Below are 17,805 nucleotides of genomic sequence, written 5' to 3' on the forward strand. Positions count from 1 at the left end.
GCCTCATCGGGAGCAACGTGGTCTAGAGCCTTACTTGGCCCCCCGCTCAATCGCAAACCCAGCCCAGGTCTGGCTCACCGGCATCAGTTCCAGGCGGTTGATGTTGACGTGCGCCGGCGTGTTCAGCACCCAGAAGATGGTGTCGGCAATGTCCTGCGGCTGGATCGGCTCGGCACCGGCGTAGGTGGCGTCGTAGCGCGCCTGGTCACCGCCGAAGCGCACCAGGGAGAACTCGCTTTCGCACAGGCCCGGCTCGATGTTGGTCACACGCACGCCGGTGCCCTGCAGGTCACAGCGCAGGTTCAAGGAGAACTGCTTCACGAACGCCTTGGAACCGCCATACACATGGCTGCCCGGGTACGGGTAGCTGCCGGCGATGGAGCCCAGGTTGATGATCCCGGCGCCACGACCATGGGCGATCAGGCGCGGCAGCAGCAGGCTGGTGGTGGTCAGCAGGCCTTTGATGTTGGTATCGACCATGGTTTCCCAGTCGTCGAGGTCGCACTTGGGCGCCGGGTCAGTGCCCACGGCCAGGCCGGCGTTGTTGATCAGCCCGCGCAGGGTGGCGAACGATGGCGGCAGGTTGGCGATCGCGTCTTCCATGCCTTTGCGATCCCGTACATCCACCACCAGGCCGTGCACTTCGGTCTGCTTGGAAAGCTCCTCGACCAGCGCATTCAAACGCTCGGCACGACGACCGGTAAGCACCAGTTTCCAGCCGGCCTCGGCAAACCGACGGGCGCAGGCTTCGCCAAAACCTGAGGTGGCGCCAGTAATAAACAGCGTGTTGGACATGGTGTTCTCCTTGCGGGCATCGGGAAAAAAATCAGCCAGCAGAATGCCCTTACGCCGCGGTTGCGGCAACCGCCATGCACAGAACTTCATGCACGACTGGTCATTTTTTAATCATTCAGACCAAAGCCTTATGAACCGTGGCTTGCAGCCATATGCGCGCAGGTTATCCACAGTTGCGCCCACAGTCTCTGGGGGCAAGTGCAAAACGCTTCAGGCCGCTGTGTACAAGGCTTCCAGGCGATTTTAGAAAGTTTTTTGCTTGACCTGGACGAAGGCGTATGTAGGCCCAGGGGCAGCGGGACAAATCGAGCGATGGCTCCAGGCCAGTCATTCCGGCCTCTGCGGCCGTCTTTCCAGAGTTTAGTCACAGACTTATCCACAGGCTGGCGGGACATATTTCAGTCATATACCTGTGTCTTTAAACAGGTTGACAAACCCCTCGATCGGCCGCGAAAAAGCCACTGATCAAAAAACAACCACACCGCTGAAAGCCACGTTTTTAAAGGCGTCCAGCCAGCTACTCCCACGTTACCCACAGCCGGTTCCACAGTGGATGGGGACAAGTCAAAAGTGTGACAAAACAGGGATTTGCGGCGGCTATATGTCGCGCTTTGGAGGGGGGCTGGATTTGTTTTCCACAATTTGGGATCGGTCTTGCAGGCGACACAAAACAAATGTGAGAGGGGGCTTGCCCCCGATGGCGGTGTGTCAGTTTCAGGTGTGCTGACTGATACAACGCCATCGGGGCAAGCCCCCTCCCACAGGGGTACTGCGTCGTTATTTAGATCAGTGGCCACCGAGGTAAGCGTTGCGCACTTCCTCGTTCACCAGCAGCTCCTTGCCGGTGCCTGTGAGGCGAATCTCACCGTTGACCATCACGTACGCCCGATCCGACAAACGCAGTGCATGGTTGGCGTTCTGCTCCACCAGGAAGATGGTCATCCCGGTGGAGGCCAGCTCGCGCAGGGTGGAAAAGATCTGCTTCACCACAATCGGCGCCAGGCCCAGGCTCGGCTCGTCCAACAGCAACAGTTTGGGCCGGCTCATCAGCGCGCGGGCGATGGCGAGCATTTGCTGCTCGCCACCGGACATGGTCATGGCGCGCTGGTTACGTCGCTCCTTGAGCCGTGGGAACAGCTCGAACATGCGCTGCATGTCCTCGCTGGCGAACTTGTCACCAATCGGGATAGTGCCCATCAGCAGGTTTTCCTCGACGGTCATGTCGGGGAACACCCGCCGCCCTTCCGGCGACTGTGCAATGCCGTTGGAGGCAATGTAGTGGGACGACTTGTGGGTAATGTCGACGCCGTTGTAGAGGATCTGCCCCGACTCGGCCCGTGGCTGGCCGAAGATCGACATCAGCAGCGTGGATTTACCCGCGCCGTTGGAGCCGATCAAGCTGACGGTTTCGCCTTCGTTGATGTGCAGCGAGACTTTTTTCAGGGCCTGGATCGGGCCGTAGAACACGTCCAGGTCCTTCATTTCGAGGATAGGTGCACTCATACCAGCTCCTCTTCGTCGGCGCCCAGGTAGGCGGCAATCACTTTCGGGTCGTTGCGGATCGCTTCCGGCCCGCCTTCGGCAATCACGTTGCCGTGGTCCAGCACCACAATGTGGTCGGAAATACTCATCACCATGCCCATGTCGTGTTCGATCAGCACCACCGTCAGGTCGTGTTCGTCGCGCAACAGGCGAATCATCGCGCTGAGGGCTTCGGTTTCCTGGGGGTTGAGGCCCGCTGCCGGTTCGTCCAGGCAGATGATCTGCGGCCGGGTGCACATGGCGCGGGCGATTTCCAGGCGGCGCTGTTGGCCGTAGGAAAGCTCACCGGCCAGGCGGTTGGCGCAGTCCACCAGGTCCACCACTTCGAGCCAGTAGAACGCATGGTCGAGGGCATCGCTTTCGGCCTTGCGGTAGCCCTTGGTGTTGAGGATGCCCGCCAGCATGTTGCGGTTGACCCACATGTGCTGGGCCACCAGCAGGTTTTCCAGCACCGACATTTCCTTGAACAGGCGAATGTTCTGGAAGGTCCGGGCCAGGCCGGCGCGGTTGACCAGGTGGGTGCCGCCGAACATCTTGTAGTACACCCGGCTCAAGAAGCTTTTCGGCGACACGAAGTCGACCGCCTTGAAACGTTCGCCGAGCAGCTGGATCACATTGGTCTGCTTGCCGCGGATGTTCAGTTCGATCTTGCCGCCGCTGGCTTTGTAGAAGCCGGTGAGGCAGTTGAACACGGTGGTCTTGCCGGCACCGTTGGGGCCGATCAGGGCGAAGATCGAGTTGCGTTCAACCTTGAGGCTCACATCGCTCAAGGCCTTGATGCCACCGAAGTGCATCATCAGGTGTTCCACGGAGAGGACGACTTCCTTGCTCATGGCGCTACCCCCTTGCGTGGTGTCACACCGGTGCGGCTGATCCGGATCAGGCCGCGCGGTCGCCAGATCATCATCACCACCATCAGCACGCCAAACAGCAGCACGCGGTATTCGCTGAAGCTGCGCAGCAGTTCAGGTGCGACGGTCAACACGAACGCGGCAATCACCACGCCGACCGTCGAGCCCATGCCGCCCAGTACCACGATGGCCAGGATCAGCGCCGACTCGAAGAAGGTGAACGACGACGGGTTGACGAAGCCTTGGTAGCTGGCGAAGAACACCCCGGCCAAACCGGCAGTGGACGCGCCAATGGTGAAGGCCGAGAGCTTGACCAGCACGTGGTTCAGGCCCATGGAGCGGCAGGCGATCTCATCTTCGCGCAAGGCTTCCCAGGCGCGGCCGACCGGCATGCGGGTCAGGCGGTGCTTGATGTACAGCACGGCCAGCACCACCAGGAACAGCACGATGTAGATGAACATGAACTTGATGTTGGGGTTGTAATCGATGCCGAAGAACTCGTGGAACGGAACCCCGCCCTCCTTGGCCTTGCGCCCGAACTCCAGGCCCAGGAAGGTCGGCGAAGGCACCGGCATACCGTTGGGGCCGCCGGTGAACGAGAGCCAGTTGTTGAGCACCAGGCGAATGATTTCACCGAAGCCCAGGGTCACGATGGCCAGGTAGTCACCGTGCATTCGCAGCACCGGAAAGCCGAGTATGCACCCCGCTAAAGCCGCTGCGATGGCTGCCAGCGGCAACACGCTCCAGAAGCCCAGGCCGAGGTATTGATAACCCAGCGCCAGGCCGTAGGCGCCGATGGCGTAGAACGCCACGTAACCCAGGTCGAGCAGCCCGGCCAGGCCGACCACGATGTTCAGGCCCAGGCCCAGCAACACGTAGATCAGCCCGAGGATCACCACGGTCAGCAGGTACTTGTTGGCGAAGATCGGGAACACGATGGCGATCACGATCAGCGCCGGGATGATCCAGCGCAGCCGCGACTTGTAGTCCGGTGGCAGTACATGCACGCCGGAGCCGCTGCTTTCGAAGCCCTGCAGAATCTTCAGGCCCTTGGGGGTTTGCAGGAACAGGCTGAGGGCAAAGCGCCCGGCCATCACGATGGCGACCAGGGTAGCCACACGGGCCGGTTCCAGGTTGAAGCTGTAGCCGTCGAGGACCACGCCGACGATCGGACCGAACACGATCAACGAAATCAGCCCGGCAAGGACCGTATCGACCACACTTTTCTTGATATCGATGGGTTTGGCAGCAGACATGTTTACACCTTAGCCACGAGTGGGCGACCAAGCAGGCCCTGGGGACGGAAAATCAGAATCACCACCAGCAGGGAGAAACTGAACACGTCTTTGTAGTCGGAGTTGATCAACCCCGAGAACAACGACTCGGAAATACCCAGGATGATCCCGCCCAGCATCGCCCCAGGCAGGGAACCGATGCCGCCGAGTACCGCTGCGGTAAACGCCTTGATGCCGATGATGAAGCCGGCGTAGAAGTCGAACGTGCCGTAGTTGAGGGTGATCAGCACGCCGGCCAGGGCCGCCATGGCGGCACCGATGACAAACACGTAGGAGATCACGCGGTCGGTGTTGATCCCCAGGATCGAGGCCATCTTGCGGTCTTGCTGGGTGGCGCGGCACATGCGGCCGAGCTTGGTGTACTTGATGATGTAGGTGAGCAACGCCATGCCGGCAAACGCCGCCACGAGGATGAAGACCTTGGTGTACGTGAGTTGGACGAACCCACTGCCGATGTCGACGCGCCAGGCGCCGGCCAGCAGGGTTGGAATGCCTTGTTGTTTCGCGCCCTGGGCGATCTGCGCGTAGTTCTGCAGGATCAGGGAGATGCCGATGGCGCTGATCAGCGGAGCCAGGCGGGTGGAGTTGCGCAGCGGTTTGTAGGCGACCCGTTCGATGACCCAACCGTACACGCCGGTGACGACCACGGTGAAGATCAGGGTGCCGAGAATGAGCAGCGGGAAGGATTCGATGCCGAAGTAAGCCAGCAGTGCCAGACTGATCGCCGCGAGGTAAGCGGAAATCATATAAACCTCGCCGTGGGCGAAGTTGATCATGCCAATGATGCCATAGACCATTGTGTAGCCGATGGCGATCAGGCCATAGACCGACCCGAGGGTCAGGCCGTTGACCAGTTGCTGCAGGAAAATACCATCCATAACGCAATCTCACGCGGTGAGCACCTGCACACCGGTGGGTGTGCGGCGCTTCTGGAGGAAAAGACAGATCTCGATAACAACACGGGTCCCAATGTGGGAGGGGGATTGCCCCCGATGCGGTGGGTCAGCTGAACAACTGTTGACTGACACTCCGCTATCGGGGGCAAGCCCCCTCCCACATGGATTACTTCTGCTTTTCCAACTGGTGGTATTTGCCGTCTTTATCCCACTGGTAAACCACGTAGTCGGAGACTTTCAGGTCGCCCTTCGCGTCCCAGGTCTTCTCGCCCATCACGGTTTTGACCGGGTGCGCTTTCAGCCATTTGGCCGCGTCTTCGCCCTTGTTGGACTTGGCGCCATTGAAGCCGGCGGCCAGGGCCTGCAGTGAGGCGTAGGCGTACAGGGTGTAGCCTTCTGGCTCGTAGCCGGCCTTGCGGAACTCTTCCACCACGGCCTTGCTGTCAGGCAGCAGGCGCGGGTCGGCACCAAAGGTCATGTAGACGCCATCGACGTATTGCGCGCCGCCAGCGGTGGCCACCAGTTCATCGGTCACTACGCCGTCATCGGACATGAACTTGACGTCTTTGAGGCCAGCTTCACGAATCTGGCGAACCAAAGGACCGGCTTCCGGGTGCAGGCCACCGAAGTACACGACGTCGGCGCCCAGGGAGCGGATTTTGGTGACCAGCGCACTGAAGTCCTTCTCGCCACGGGTCAGGCCTTCTTCCAGCACCGGCTTGACGCCGCGCTTGGTCAACTGGGCAGCGGTGGCGTCGGCCAGGCCTTTGCCGTAGGTGTCCTTGTCGTTGATGACCGCGACTTTCTTGCCCTTGAGCACGTCGACGATGTAGTCGCCGGCGACGATGCCTTGCTGGTCGTCACGCCCGCACATACGGAACATGGCGCCCAGGCCGCGCTCGGTCACTTGTGGGTTGGTAGAGCCTGGGGTGATCGCGATGATGCCCGCTTCGTCGTAGACCTCGGAGGCCGGAATGGTGTTCGACGAGCAGAAGTGCCCGACTACGCCAATCACTTTGTCCTGGTCAGCCAGGCGGTTGGCCACGGCAACGGCCTGTTTCGGCTCACAGGCATCGTCGCCTGCCACCAGCACGACTTTCTCGCCATTGATGCCACCGGCCTTGTTGATCACCTCGGCTGCCGCCTGGGCACCCTTCATGTACTGCTCACCGAACGAGGCGTTGGCGCCGGTCATCGGCCCCGCAACGCCAATCTTCACATCAGCTTGAACAAACGTAGAAACACCCAGCGCCGCTGCAACGGCGAGGGCCAGAAAACCTTTCTTGTAAAACGTCTGGGACATGAGTGGTGCTCCGATATTTTTGATTTTTGGCACGACAACTTGCGTTCAAACTTTTCACTGAAAGCCCAGAGCAAGCCTCGTGCCATTACGTTTTTATTCTTCAAAAAGACACGGTGTCATTGTTATTGCAGGCGTTTCGGCTCCGCTCGCCAGGACGTGCAACCCTCTAGCATCGATAGGTGCAACCCATGAGCCGAAAAAGTACAACCCTGACGGGTCGCACCTGCAACCAAAGCAATAAACGACAGTTCCTACAGCTGTAACAGCCTGCGTAACGGAACTGCACATTTACAGTGCGCAACTGCTACGACCTGCACCAATACAGATTAGTAGCCGGCTAAGAAAATGCAGGCTTCTGAGCGGTATTTCGCTGATCAGATCACGATCCTCAGGCATTGCCCGGCGTGATACAGCGAGAATCCGGCTTCATACAGGCAACTGCGCAGCCCAACCCCGGCCAGCGGTTGCATGGGTGCAAACGGAATCGGCAAGGCTTGGGGATTCTGGTGACATAGATAGTCGGCGAACGCCTTGCCGACCACGCTGCCGGTGGTCACGCCGCGCCCGTTATAGCCGGTTACCGCCACCAGGCCGGGAGCTGGCTCGAACAGGCGCATCAGGTGATCGGGGGTGAAGGCGATGCAGCCGGTCCAGGTGAATTCCCATTGCACCGATTTGAGGTACGGGAAGTAATGTTGCTGCACCCGATCAGCCCACGCCTTGAGGAACCAGGCCGGTTTCTGGTTACCGTTGCCCAGGCTGCCGAGCAACAGGCGGCCATCGGCATCGCGGCGGATGCTGCTCAGTACCTGGCGCGTGTCCCATGAGCCTTGGCCGCCGGGCAGAATCTGCTCGGCGGCGGCGTCGGTCAGCGGCGCGGAGGCGACCTGGTAGTAGTAGCCGGGGAAAAAATTGCGTCGCAGCTCGGTCCACTCACCTTCGGTGTAGGCGTTGGAGGCGATGACCACTTGTGCAGCCTGCACCGAACCGCTGGCGGTCTGAACGGACCAACTCGCACCTTGGCGCTCCAACCGGGCGACCGGAGAATGGTCGAACAACTGCCCGCCAAGCCCCACGGCGGCATTCGCCAGGCCACTGGTGTAGGCCATCGGGTTCAAGGTGCCAGCACGCCGATCCAGCAAGGCGGCGGCGATTTTTTTCGTGCCGGTGGCGTGCTCGCAGGCCTGGCCGGTGAGCAATTCCACCGGCGCGCCACGGCGCTTCCATTGTTCCTCACGACTGCGCAAATCCGCCTCGCCACGGGCGTTATGCGCCATGTGCAAGGTGCCCTCGCGGCGCAATTGGCAATCGATGTTGTATTTGTCGATCAGGCTGAACACCAGCGACGGTGCCGCGCCGAGCATGCGGTTGAGCTGGCTGCCCACCGCTTCGCCGAAACCGGCTTCGATCTCGTCCGGAGGGATCCACAGGCCGGCATTCACCAACCCGACGTTGCGCCCCGAACCACCGTGGCCGGTGCGATGAGCCTCCAGCACGGCGACGCTTTTACCCTGCTCCAGCAAGTGAATGGCGGCCGACAAACCGGTGATGCCGGCGCCGATCACGCACACATCCACCTTGACCTCGCCCTTGAGCGCGGCACGATCCGGCCGGCCAGGGGTGAGGTGTTCCCACAAACATGCTTCGCGTAGTGCCATTGCCAGACTCCGGTGAGACCCAACAAGCGTTTTTCTTGTTCAGCACCATCACTGTAGGAGCGAGCTTGCTCGCGAAAAACGCGAGAGCGGCGCGGGCATTCAGGATGCCCGCGTGATCGTTGACGATCTTCGCGAGCAAGCTCGCTCCTACAGAATCAGTCGAAGGTGATGCCCTGGGCCAGCGGCAACTCCAGCGAATAGTTCACGGTGTTGGTCTGGCGGCGCATGTACCCGCGCCATGCATCCGAACCTGACTCGCGACCGCCACCGGTCTCTTTCTCACCGCCAAACGCGCCGCCAATCTCCGCGCCGCTCGGGCCGATGTTGACGTTGGCGATCCCGCAGTCGCTGCCCACTGCCGACATGAATTGCTCGGCCTCGCGCACGTCAGTGGTGAAGATGCACGACGACAGGCCTTGGGGCACGGCGTTGTTCAGGCGCAGGGCTTCGGCGAAGTCCTTGTAGCCGACGACATACAGAATCGGCGCGAAGGTTTCGGTGCACACCACATCGCTCTGCTCAGGCATTTCGACAATGGCCGGCGACACGTAGTAGGCGTTGGGGAACTTGTCTTCCAACTGGCGCTTGCCGCCGAACACCTTGCCGCCTTCACTCAAGGCCTGCTCCAGGGCGTCCTGCATAGCGTCGAAGCCATGCTTGTCGATCAGCGGGCCAATCAGGTTGCCCTCCAGCGGGTGGCCGATGCGCACTTTCGAATAGGCGGCCTTGAGGCGGGTGACGATTTCTTCCTTGACCGACTCGTGGGCGATCAGGCGGCGCAGGGTGGTGCAGCGCTGGCCGGCGGTGCCGACGGCGCTGAACAGGATGGCGCGCACGGCCATGTCCACGTCGGCGCTCGGGCCGAGGATCATGGCGTTGTTGCCGCCCAGCTCGAGGATGCTGCGGGCAAACCGCGCGGCAACTTTCGGCGCCACTTCGCGGCCCATGCGGGTGCTGCCGGTGGCGCTGATCAGGGCCACGCGTGGGTCATCCACCAGTGCAGCGCCGGCATCGCGGCCGCCGATGATGACCTGACTCAGGTATTGCGGCGCGTCCTTGAAATTCTTCAGCACACGTTCGAAGAGCGCCTGGCACGCCAGGGCGGTGAGCGGGGTCTTTTCCGACGGTTTCCAGATCACTGCGTTACCGCACACCAGCGCCAGTGTGGTGTTCCACGCCCACACGGCTACCGGGAAGTTGAAGGCGCTGATCACCCCGACCACGCCCAGCGGGTGCCAGGTTTCACGCATATGGTGGCCTGGGCGCTCGGAGGCGATGGTCAAGCCGTACAACTGGCGGGACAGGCCCACGGCGAAGTCGCAGATGTCGATCATTTCCTGCACTTCACCCAGGCCTTCCTGGGTGATCTTGCCGGCTTCCCAGGACACCAGCTCGCCCAGATCGGCCTTGTATTCGCGCAGTACATCGCCGAACTGGCGCACCAACTCGCCGCGACGGGGGGCCGGGACGTTGCGCCAGGCCTCGAATGCATGCTCGGCGCGACTGACCTGTTGCTCCACCTCGGCGGCACCTTCCCAGTGCACACTGCCGATACGGCTGCCATCAATCGGCGAATGCACGGGTTGTTTACCCGCCTGGTACAGCGCCGGGTTTACCCCGAGACGATCAAGCAATGCGGCAACCATGGGTCACTCCTTTAATCTTCGAACAAAAAATCGCACCGCGGCACGCACGGCGATCCAGGCCTTATTTGTAGCTGGCCCAAGACTTGCCAACAAACGACGATTAGGCGAGATATCATTCCGTTTATTCATGCAAAGAATAAAAAGAGGCATGCCGTGCTGAACAAAAGACATTTGCCCTCGATCACCGCCCTGCAGTGTTTCGAGGCCGCCACCCGCCACCTGAGCTTCACCCGCGCCGCCGAGGAGCTGAACCTCACGCAAAGCGCAGTGAGCAAACAGGTCGCGCAGTTGGAAGAATTGCTCCAGCACCTGCTGTTTCGCCGCGTGCGTCGCCGCTTGCAGATGACTCCGGCAGGCGACCTGTACCTGGTGGAAGTGCGCAAGATCCTCACGCAGGTGGAGATGTCCACCCACTACCTGCGCTCCTATGGCGGCGAGACCGAAGTGTTGCGCGTGTCCACCCCCTACACCTTCGGCGCGCGCTGGCTGGTGCCGCGCCTCAAGGGCTGGCGCCTGCGCCACCCGCAGATCCACCTGGACCTGTGCAACGAACAGGAGCCGGACGAACTGCTGCAAGGCAAGGCCGACATGGCCTTCTACTTCGGCCAGGGCTCGCGCCCCGGCACCGAGAGCCTGAAACTGTTCAGCGAAGAGCTGGTACCGGTGTGCGCCCCGGAAAGCCTGCCGGCGCAGCCCTTCACCGACCCCACGCAACTGAGCGACCTGGTGCTGCTGCAAAACGCCTCGCGCCCCCAGGGCTGGCATGACTGGTTTGCCGATCAGGGGTATCACACCGAGCACAGCTACCACGGGCCGCGTTTCGACACCTTTTATATGTGCATTCGTGCGGCGCAGGTCGGTTGCGGCGTGGCGTTGTTGCCGCGCTTTCTGGTGGAAGAAGAACTGGCCGACGGCAAGCTGGTGATCCCCTGGCAGCATGCAATGCCCAGCCAGGACGCTTATTACCTGGCCTTCCCGGAACACGCGGCGGAGGTGCCCAAGGTGCGGGAGTTTGTGAAGTGGATGATGGAGCAGGTTGTTTAATGCCTGGAATATCGCCATCGGCGGCAAGTGGCCTTGGCAAAAAAAATCACTGGCAAACCTACCCGCGTCTATGCGCCACTAGCCCCCTTCCTTAATTGTGCGTAAAGGTCGGCGCCCATCGCCCGACCTGTCTGGAGATTCCCGTTATGAGCGAGAGTGTGTTTGCCGATCGCATCGTGCAGAACTTGCTCGACACCGACTTCTACAAGCTGACCATGATGCAGGCGGTGCTGCACAACTACCCCAACGTGGAAGTTGAATGGGAGTTTCGTTGCCGCAACAGCGAAGACCTGCGCCCGTACCTGGCGGAGATCCGCTACCAGATCGAGCGCCTCGCCGAGCTGAGCTTGAGCCCCGACCAATTGGGGTTCCTGGAACGCATCAGCTTTATGAAGCCGGATTTTTTGCGTTTTCTCGGGCTGTTTCGCTTCAACCTGCGCTATGTGCAGACCGGCATCGAGAACGGCGAGTTGTTTATCCGCCTGCGCGGGCCGTGGCTGCATGTGATTCTGTTTGAAGTGCCGATGCTGGCGATCGTCAGCGAAGTGCGTAACCGCTACCGCTACCAGACGGTGATCCTCGAACAGGCCCGCGAGCAGCTGTACCGCAAGTTCGACTGGCTGACGGCCAACGCCAGCAGCGACGAGCTGGCCGAGTTGCAAGTGGCCGACTTCGGCACGCGCCGACGCTTCTCATACCGCGTGCAGGAAGAGGTGGTCAGCGTGCTCAAGCATGACTTCCCCGGGCGTTTTGTCGGCACCAGCAACGTACACCTGGCCCGCGAGTTCGATATGAAGCCGTTGGGCACCATGGCCCATGAATGGATCATGGCCCACCAGCAACTCGGCCCGCGCCTGATCGACAGCCAGATCGCCGCCCTCGACTGTTGGGTCCGCGAATACCGGGGCCTGCTGGGTATCGCCCTGACCGATTGCATCACCACCGACGCCTTCCTTGGCGACTTCGACTTGTACTTCGCCAAGCTGTTCGATGGCCTGCGCCATGACTCCGGCGACCCGGTGCAGTGGGCCAAAAAAGCCATTGCCCACTACCACAAGCTGGGCATCGAGCCGATGAGCAAGACCCTGGTGTTCTCCGACAGCCTGTCGTTGCCCAAGGCCCTGGAGATATTCCGCGCGTTGCGTGGTCGCATTAATGTGAGCTTCGGCATCGGCACCAACCTGACCTGCGATATTCCAGGGGTGGAACCGATGAGCATCGTGCTTAAAATGACCGCCTGCAATGGCCAGCCCGTCGCGAAGATCTCCGATGAAGCGGGCAAGACCCACTGCACCGACCCGAATTTTGTCGCCTATTTGCGTCATGTTTTCAAAGTACCTGCCATCTCTAGCAAGGAGTGAATCATGCAAGCCGTACAGCGTGAGATTGCTGAACAGCTCAAGGTCCAAGCGCCGTTCAAGGACCAGGCCGCCCTCGAGGCCGAGGTCGCCCGGCGCGTGGCGTTTATCCAGGATTGCCTGCGCAATTCCGGGCTCAAGACACTGGTGCTGGGCATCAGCGGCGGCGTCGACTCCCTGACTGCCGGCCTCTTGGCCCAACGCGCGATGCAGGAACTGCGCTCCCGCACCGGTGACGAGGCCTACCGCTTTATCGCCGTGCGCCTGCCCTACGAAACCCAGTTCGATGAAATCGATGCCCAGGCCTCGGTGGACTTTATCGACCCGGACGAGCGCCACACCGTGAACATCGGCCCGGCGGTGAAAGCCCTGGCCAATGAAGTAGCGGCGTTTGAAGGCAAGGCGGCGGTGTCCCGCGACTTCGTGCTCGGCAACACCAAGGCGCGCATGCGCATGGTGGCGCAGTACACCATCGCCGGCGCGGCCAGCGGCCTGGTGATCGGTACCGACCATGCGGCGGAAGCGGTGATGGGCTTTTTCACCAAGTTCGGTGATGGCGCCTGCGACCTGGCGCCGTTGAGCGGGCTGGTAAAGAACCAGGTACGCGCGATTGCGCGGTTCTTTGGTGCGCCGGAGTCGTTGGTGGAGAAGGTGCCGACGGCCGACCTTGAAGACCTGTCGCCAGGTAAGCCGGATGAAGCGTCACATGGCGTGACCTATGCCGAGATCGATGCGTTCCTGCACGGTGAGCCGGTGCGGGAGGAAGCGTTCCGAATCATCTGCGAGACGTACCGCAAGACCGAACACAAGCGGGTGATGCCGTTTGCGCCGTGAGGTGAGCCAGATAGTGGTGTGTTGATTGGCAGGCAGTCATCGGGGGCAAGCCCCCGATGAACGATAACGCGGTCTTACTTCAGGACCACAGTGCCTTTCATCATCGAGATGTGGCCCGGGAACGAGCAGAAGAACGCGTAATCCGTACCGGCCGCCAGTTTCGAGACATCGAAGGTCACCGAATCCTTCTCGCCGGCACCAATGATCTTGGTGTGGGCGATGATGCGATCGTCACCCTCTTTCAGGTAGTTCTTGTCGATGCCAGCAGCCATGCCATCAGTGGCAACCGGCTGCATGTTGGCGGCGCTGGTCAGCACCCAGTTATGACCCATGACGTTTTTCGGCAGGCTGCCGGAGTGAGTCAGCTCGACAGTGAACGTCTTGCAGCTCTTGTCGATCGTGATTTCCTTGGTGTTGAAGGACATCTGGTCAGTGGAGTCGACGGTGACCTTGCACTCTGCAGCAAGCAACTGGCCGCTGGCCAGAGTCAGCAGGGAAACAGCAACGAGTTTGGCAAACATGTGAATCTCCAAGGCAGGGTTTAAACAACGCGTAATGCGACAAGGGTGCCTGAGGCAGGCAAAAATTCTTATGACCTGAATCAACAGATTGTATACAACTTTAGGCTATCAGACTTATCGACACAATCAACCAGCCAAAGTGCCGCAGGGTGTCTATGATCGGCCCATCACCCACTGGAGCCCGAGCCATGCACCTCAACCAACTGTTCAATGGCCTCCTGGCCGCGTACGCCTGCGGTAAGTGAAGGCCAAGCGCCCCTTGAAGCTGCTACCATGTCGTCCCAAGGCAGCTGCGCGCCGCCACCCTCACCTTCGACCCTAGAGGATCGCCCATGGCCAAACCTAATTACTCCTTCGCCAAACGTCAGAGAGACTTGGCCAAGGAACAGAAGAAAGAGGAAAAACTGCAACGCAAGAAAGCCGCTGTCGATGAAGAAGCGGGCGCACTGAACCCGGACGCGGAAGGTGAAGTGGCAGCAGACGAGACTGAAACCCCGAAAGACCCGGCTGAATAATTATTTACTGTAGGAGCGAGCTTGCTCGCGAAGAACGTCAACGATAACGCGGGAAGCCAAGATCAACGCGGCGCCCTCAGGTTCTTCGCGAGCAAGCTCGCTCCTACATCAGCGGCATCACCGTCACCCGCACCTCCGGGTCATGGGTCCCTCCCCCCAGAATCACCCCACGCAACGGCGACACATCGGAGAAATCCCGGCCCCAGGCCAGGGTGATGTGCTCCAGCGCCGGCTGCACATTGTTCGTCGGATCGAAATCCACCCAGCCCGATACCGGGCAATACACCGAGACCCACGCGTGGGAGGCATCGGCGCCGATCAGCCGTGGCTGGCCGGGCGGTGGCTGGGTGAGCAGGTAGCCGCTGATATAACGCGCCGCCAGGCCGCGCGAGCGCAGGCAGGCGAGCATCAGGTGGGCGAAGTCCTGGCACACGCCGCGTCGGCGCTCCAGCACCTCCACCAGCGGCGTGGCGACCTGGGTAGCTTCGGCATCGAAGGTGAATTCGCTGAAGATCTTTTCCATCAAGGCCTGCACCCCCAATAGCAAGGGCGCACCAGGAGGGAAGCAGCTCTCGGAGAACTCGACGAAGGTCTTCTTCAGGTGTACGTAGGGCGATTCGAAGCGATAACGGCAGGCTTCGATCAACTCGGGCGACAGTGGCTGGCTGCTGTAGGTCAGGCTGTCGCGGGTCTGGTCCCAGGCGGGCGAGTGCTGGAAATCCAGCACCGGCCGCGCCAGCACTTCCACAGTCAGCCCAGCGTTCACCAGTAATTCATCATGGGGCCGCTCGAACGCCAGGCGGGTGATCGGGTTGCCGAACACGTCCAGCTCATCCCGGCGTGACGACGGCTGCGGGCTGATATCCAGTTGCTGGTCGCTGCAACGCTGCCAGGCGCACGGCCTCGGCCATAAATGCGCGAGCTGCTGGGCCAGGGACACCGGGCTGTCGTAGTGGTAATGGGTATCGTGGAAAATCTGGTAGCGCGCACTCATCACACCGACACCGTTTGCTGACTGACATCATCCACATGGGCAAAGTGGCGCAAAGCCAGACGATCCGACACTTGCCCACTCTCATCGGCGACCGCCTGCAGCAGGTCGGCCAGGCCTTCCAGTGCGGCACGCACGCTGGATTCGCCAAACAACGGGTTCTCCAGGCACGCCAGGTCGAAACGCGCCAGGCGCTCCACCAACGGCGCCAACCCGGTCTCCCGTGGCACACCGAAATCATCATTAAGACGGCGCAGGGTACGGCTCACCAGTTTCAGCTGGAACAGCACCGCGTGGGGGTTCTGTTCATCCAGCAACAACAAATCCAGGACCGGAATCAGCTGCGGCACCGCCAGGTAGCGCGAGCGGTAGGTGATGCTGCTGTTGCCGAGCTCCAGCAACCACTCCAGGCCCGCTTGATCGAACACCGCCACGCCGCGCAGGAATGCCGCCAGGCTGCTGCTGAGAAATTGCAGGCGCTCGATGCGACGGCCCATCATCAGGAAGCGCCAGCCTTCGTCGCGGGTCATGTCGTCGAGGGCAAACCCGGACAGCGCCGCCAGGGACATTACCAGGCGGTTGAGAAAGTCCAGCAACTCACCAAAATCCGGGCTTTCGCTCTCCAGCTCCAGGGCTTCGCGCTGCAACTCCACCAGGGCCTGCCAGTTCTCACGGGACAACTTGCCGCGCACCTGGGACGCCGCCCACTGCAAGCGTTGCAGGTTGGCGCGCAGGCTCGACGGCCAATCATCGCCGAGCAAGGCCGCCTGCAAACGCTCGGGCAGCTCGCCCTCCTCCGGCAGCAGGCGCAGGTTTTCACCCAACTCGACCGCCGCCTGCAAGGCCAAGGGGTCGTCGCCGTCGACATAGCGCGCCAGCACGATGCGCAGCCAGCGTGCGCTGTCGTCGCAGCGCTCGCAGTAACGGCCGAACCAGAACAGGTTTTCCACCACGCGGGACGGCAGATAAGGGTCGCGGCGCACCAGGTCGTGTGCACCAATCGCGCGCTGGGCGCGCCAATGCTCGCCACTGCTGGCGCGTTCGCCCAGCACCCAGGTGTCCTTGCTGGCGCCGCCGCGTTGCATCGACACCACTTCGGCATCGGCGTCCGCCGCCACACGGGTCAGGCCGCCGGGCAGTACGCGGTAGCCCTCCGCGCTGGCCACGGCATACACGCGCATGCCGATGGCGCGGTGTTGCAGGTGATCCTCCACGGTGTGCCACACCGGTGCCTGGGACAGTTGTGCCAGCTCCTGGGCGACGTAGGCGTAAGGCCGCGCGCGCATGCGTTCGGCCAAGGCCTGGCGTTGCTCGTCATTCAAGTCGCGACCGAATACCGGGGCAAAACTTTGCGACGGAAACGCCGGTTTGATCAGCAGTTCCGGCAGTTTCTCCAAGGCCTCGGCGAGCACCGGCGCCTCACCGCACCACCAGGTGGCGATGGAGGGCAAGAGCAATTCTTCGCCGAACAGGAACTGGTTGATCCTGGGCAGAAAGCCGAGCAAACCGGGGGACTCCAGCACGCCGCTGCCCAGGGCATTGGCCACCAGTACATTGCCCTGGCGCGCGGCGTCGAGCAGGCCGGGTACGCCGAGGGCGGAGTCAGTACGCAGCTCCAGCGGGTCGCAGAAGTCATCGTCGAGGCGACGCATGATCGCGTGCACCCGGCGCAGGCCACTGAGGGTTTTCAGGAACACCGTGCTGTCGCGCACCGTGAGGTCGCCGCCTTCCACCAGCGGGTAGCCGAGCTGACGCGCGAGGTACAGGTGTTCAAAATAGCTTTCGTTGAAACGCCCAGGGGTGAGCAACACGATCAGCGGTGGCTGGTCATCGCTCGGCGCCTGGCGGGCCAGGGTTTCCTGGAGCGTGCGGAAGAAACCGGTGAGGTGCTGCACCTGCAGATCACGGTACAGGTCCGGAAAGGCGCGGGACACGATGGTGCGGTTTTCCAACGCATAACCGGCGCCCGAAGGCGCCTGCGTACGGTCGGCGGTGACCCACCAGCGGCCATCCGGGGTACGCGCCAGGTCCACGGCATACAGGTGCAGAAACGCACCGTCAGGCGGTTGGATGCCCTGGCACGGCCAGAGGAAATTGTTATGCCCGAACACCAGTTCGGCCGGCAGCAGGCCTTCCTTGATCAAGCGTTGCGGCCCGTAGAGGTCCGCCAGTACGGCGTTGAGCAGGCGCGCACGCTGGGCGATACCGGCTGACAGCTGCTGCCATTCATCGGCCGCCAGCACATGGGGCAGCAGGTCCAGTTCCCAAGGGCGATCGGCGCCCTTGGGGTCGGCGTAGACGTTATAGGTGACGCCGTTTTCCTGGATCTGCCTTGTCAGCAGCGCCTGGCGCTGGGCCAGTTGCGCGGGTGTGCTGCGTTGCAGGTGATCGAGCAAGCGCTGCCAATGGGCGCGTACTGCGCCACTGTCGTCCAGCAGTTCGTGATAAGTACCCGCGGTCAGCGGGTATTGGTCGAGCAAGTCGGGCATGGAACGCTCGGCAGAGGCAAAGGGGCTCAGTTTAATTCAAATTCACTGCAATCTAATGTGGGAGGGC

General features: G+C 61.5%; 15 protein-coding genes. 4 read left to right on the forward strand and 11 right to left on the reverse strand.

The window, feature by feature from the left end; all coding sequences use genetic code 11:
- Positions 1 to 30: 30 nt before the first annotated feature.
- The 8 genes from V3W40_RS18045 to amaB all read right to left on the reverse strand — a co-directional run bounded on the left by V3W40_RS18045 (position 31) and on the right by amaB (position 9,986).
- A complete protein-coding gene (locus V3W40_RS18045; protein ID WP_053134501.1) occupies positions 31 to 795 on the reverse strand; it encodes an SDR family oxidoreductase in 765 nt (254 codons plus the stop codon).
- Positions 796 to 1,581: 786 nt separating this feature from the next.
- Positions 1,582 to 2,298: an ABC transporter ATP-binding protein gene (locus tag V3W40_RS18050; protein WP_005784287.1), complete on the reverse strand. Its 717-nt coding sequence runs from the start codon at positions 2,296 to 2,298 to the stop codon at positions 1,582 to 1,584.
- A complete protein-coding gene (locus tag V3W40_RS18055; RefSeq protein ID WP_027607703.1) occupies positions 2,295 to 3,170 on the reverse strand; it encodes an ABC transporter ATP-binding protein in 876 nt (291 codons plus the stop codon). Before V3W40_RS18055 ends, V3W40_RS18050 begins: the two co-directional genes overlap by 4 nt.
- The gene (livM, locus tag V3W40_RS18060) at positions 3,167 to 4,444 is read right to left on the reverse strand and encodes a high-affinity branched-chain amino acid ABC transporter permease LivM (RefSeq protein ID WP_027607702.1); all 1,278 of its coding nucleotides are present in this window, start codon (positions 4,442 to 4,444) and stop codon (positions 3,167 to 3,169) included. Before livM ends, V3W40_RS18055 begins: the two co-directional genes overlap by 4 nt.
- Positions 4,445 to 4,446: 2 nt before the next feature.
- Entirely contained in the window at positions 4,447 to 5,361 is a 915-nt protein-coding gene (locus V3W40_RS18065; RefSeq protein ID WP_003236186.1) for an ABC transporter permease subunit, read from the reverse strand.
- Between the two features lie 184 nt (positions 5,362 to 5,545).
- Complete coding sequence (locus V3W40_RS18070) at positions 5,546 to 6,682, reverse strand: branched-chain amino acid ABC transporter substrate-binding protein (protein ID WP_027607701.1); 1,137 nt, start codon at positions 6,680 to 6,682, stop codon at positions 5,546 to 5,548.
- Between the two features lie 374 nt (positions 6,683 to 7,056).
- Positions 7,057 to 8,340, reverse strand: a complete 1,284-nt coding sequence (gene amaA / locus V3W40_RS18075; protein ID WP_065925609.1) for an L-pipecolate oxidase — start codon at positions 8,338 to 8,340, stop codon at positions 7,057 to 7,059.
- Between the two features lie 155 nt (positions 8,341 to 8,495).
- Positions 8,496 to 9,986, reverse strand: coding sequence for an L-piperidine-6-carboxylate dehydrogenase (gene amaB, locus V3W40_RS18080; RefSeq protein ID WP_330215444.1), 1,491 nt, complete (start codon positions 9,984 to 9,986; stop codon positions 8,496 to 8,498).
- Positions 9,987 to 10,139: 153 nt separating this feature from the next.
- On the opposite strand from amaB, the gene V3W40_RS18085 reads away from it, so the two are divergent.
- The 3 genes from V3W40_RS18085 to nadE all read left to right on the forward strand — a co-directional run bounded on the left by V3W40_RS18085 (position 10,140) and on the right by nadE (position 13,222).
- Positions 10,140 to 11,030 carry a LysR family transcriptional regulator gene (locus tag V3W40_RS18085; protein ID WP_065925611.1) on the forward strand — a complete coding sequence of 297 codons (891 nt, stop codon included), beginning with the start codon at positions 10,140 to 10,142 and terminating at the stop codon, positions 11,028 to 11,030.
- Positions 11,031 to 11,176: 146 nt separating this feature from the next.
- Entirely contained in the window at positions 11,177 to 12,391 is a 1,215-nt protein-coding gene (gene pncB, locus V3W40_RS18090) for a nicotinate phosphoribosyltransferase (protein WP_330215445.1), read from the forward strand.
- A 3-nt stretch (positions 12,392 to 12,394) separates the two neighbouring features.
- A complete protein-coding gene (gene nadE, locus V3W40_RS18095; protein ID WP_027607697.1) occupies positions 12,395 to 13,222 on the forward strand; it encodes an ammonia-dependent NAD(+) synthetase in 828 nt (275 codons plus the stop codon).
- Positions 13,223 to 13,296: 74 nt separating this feature from the next.
- On the opposite strand, the gene azu is transcribed toward nadE, so the two are convergent.
- Positions 13,297 to 13,743: an azurin gene (gene azu, locus V3W40_RS18100; RefSeq protein ID WP_027607696.1), complete on the reverse strand. Its 447-nt coding sequence runs from the start codon at positions 13,741 to 13,743 to the stop codon at positions 13,297 to 13,299.
- Positions 13,744 to 14,075: 332 nt separating this feature from the next.
- Here azu and V3W40_RS18105 point away from each other — a divergent pair, with 332 nt between their 5' ends.
- Entirely contained in the window at positions 14,076 to 14,258 is a 183-nt protein-coding gene (locus V3W40_RS18105) for a hypothetical protein (protein ID WP_032890516.1), read from the forward strand.
- A gap of 103 nt (positions 14,259 to 14,361) precedes the next feature.
- Here the strand turns inward: V3W40_RS18105 and V3W40_RS18110 are convergent, their stop codons facing one another.
- Both V3W40_RS18110 and V3W40_RS18115 read right to left on the reverse strand, forming a co-directional pair.
- Entirely contained in the window at positions 14,362 to 15,252 is an 891-nt protein-coding gene (locus V3W40_RS18110; RefSeq protein WP_065925613.1) for a transglutaminase family protein, read from the reverse strand.
- Positions 15,252 to 17,738, reverse strand: a complete 2,487-nt coding sequence (locus V3W40_RS18115; protein ID WP_065925614.1) for a circularly permuted type 2 ATP-grasp protein — start codon at positions 17,736 to 17,738, stop codon at positions 15,252 to 15,254. The genes V3W40_RS18110 and V3W40_RS18115 overlap by 1 nt, the downstream gene beginning before the upstream one ends.
- Positions 17,739 to 17,805 lie beyond the last annotated feature (67 nt).

The sequence above is a fragment of the Pseudomonas sp. AM8 genome (assembly GCF_036346475.1).
GTDB classification, from domain to species: Bacteria; Pseudomonadota; Gammaproteobacteria; order Pseudomonadales; family Pseudomonadaceae; genus Aquipseudomonas; species Aquipseudomonas marginalis.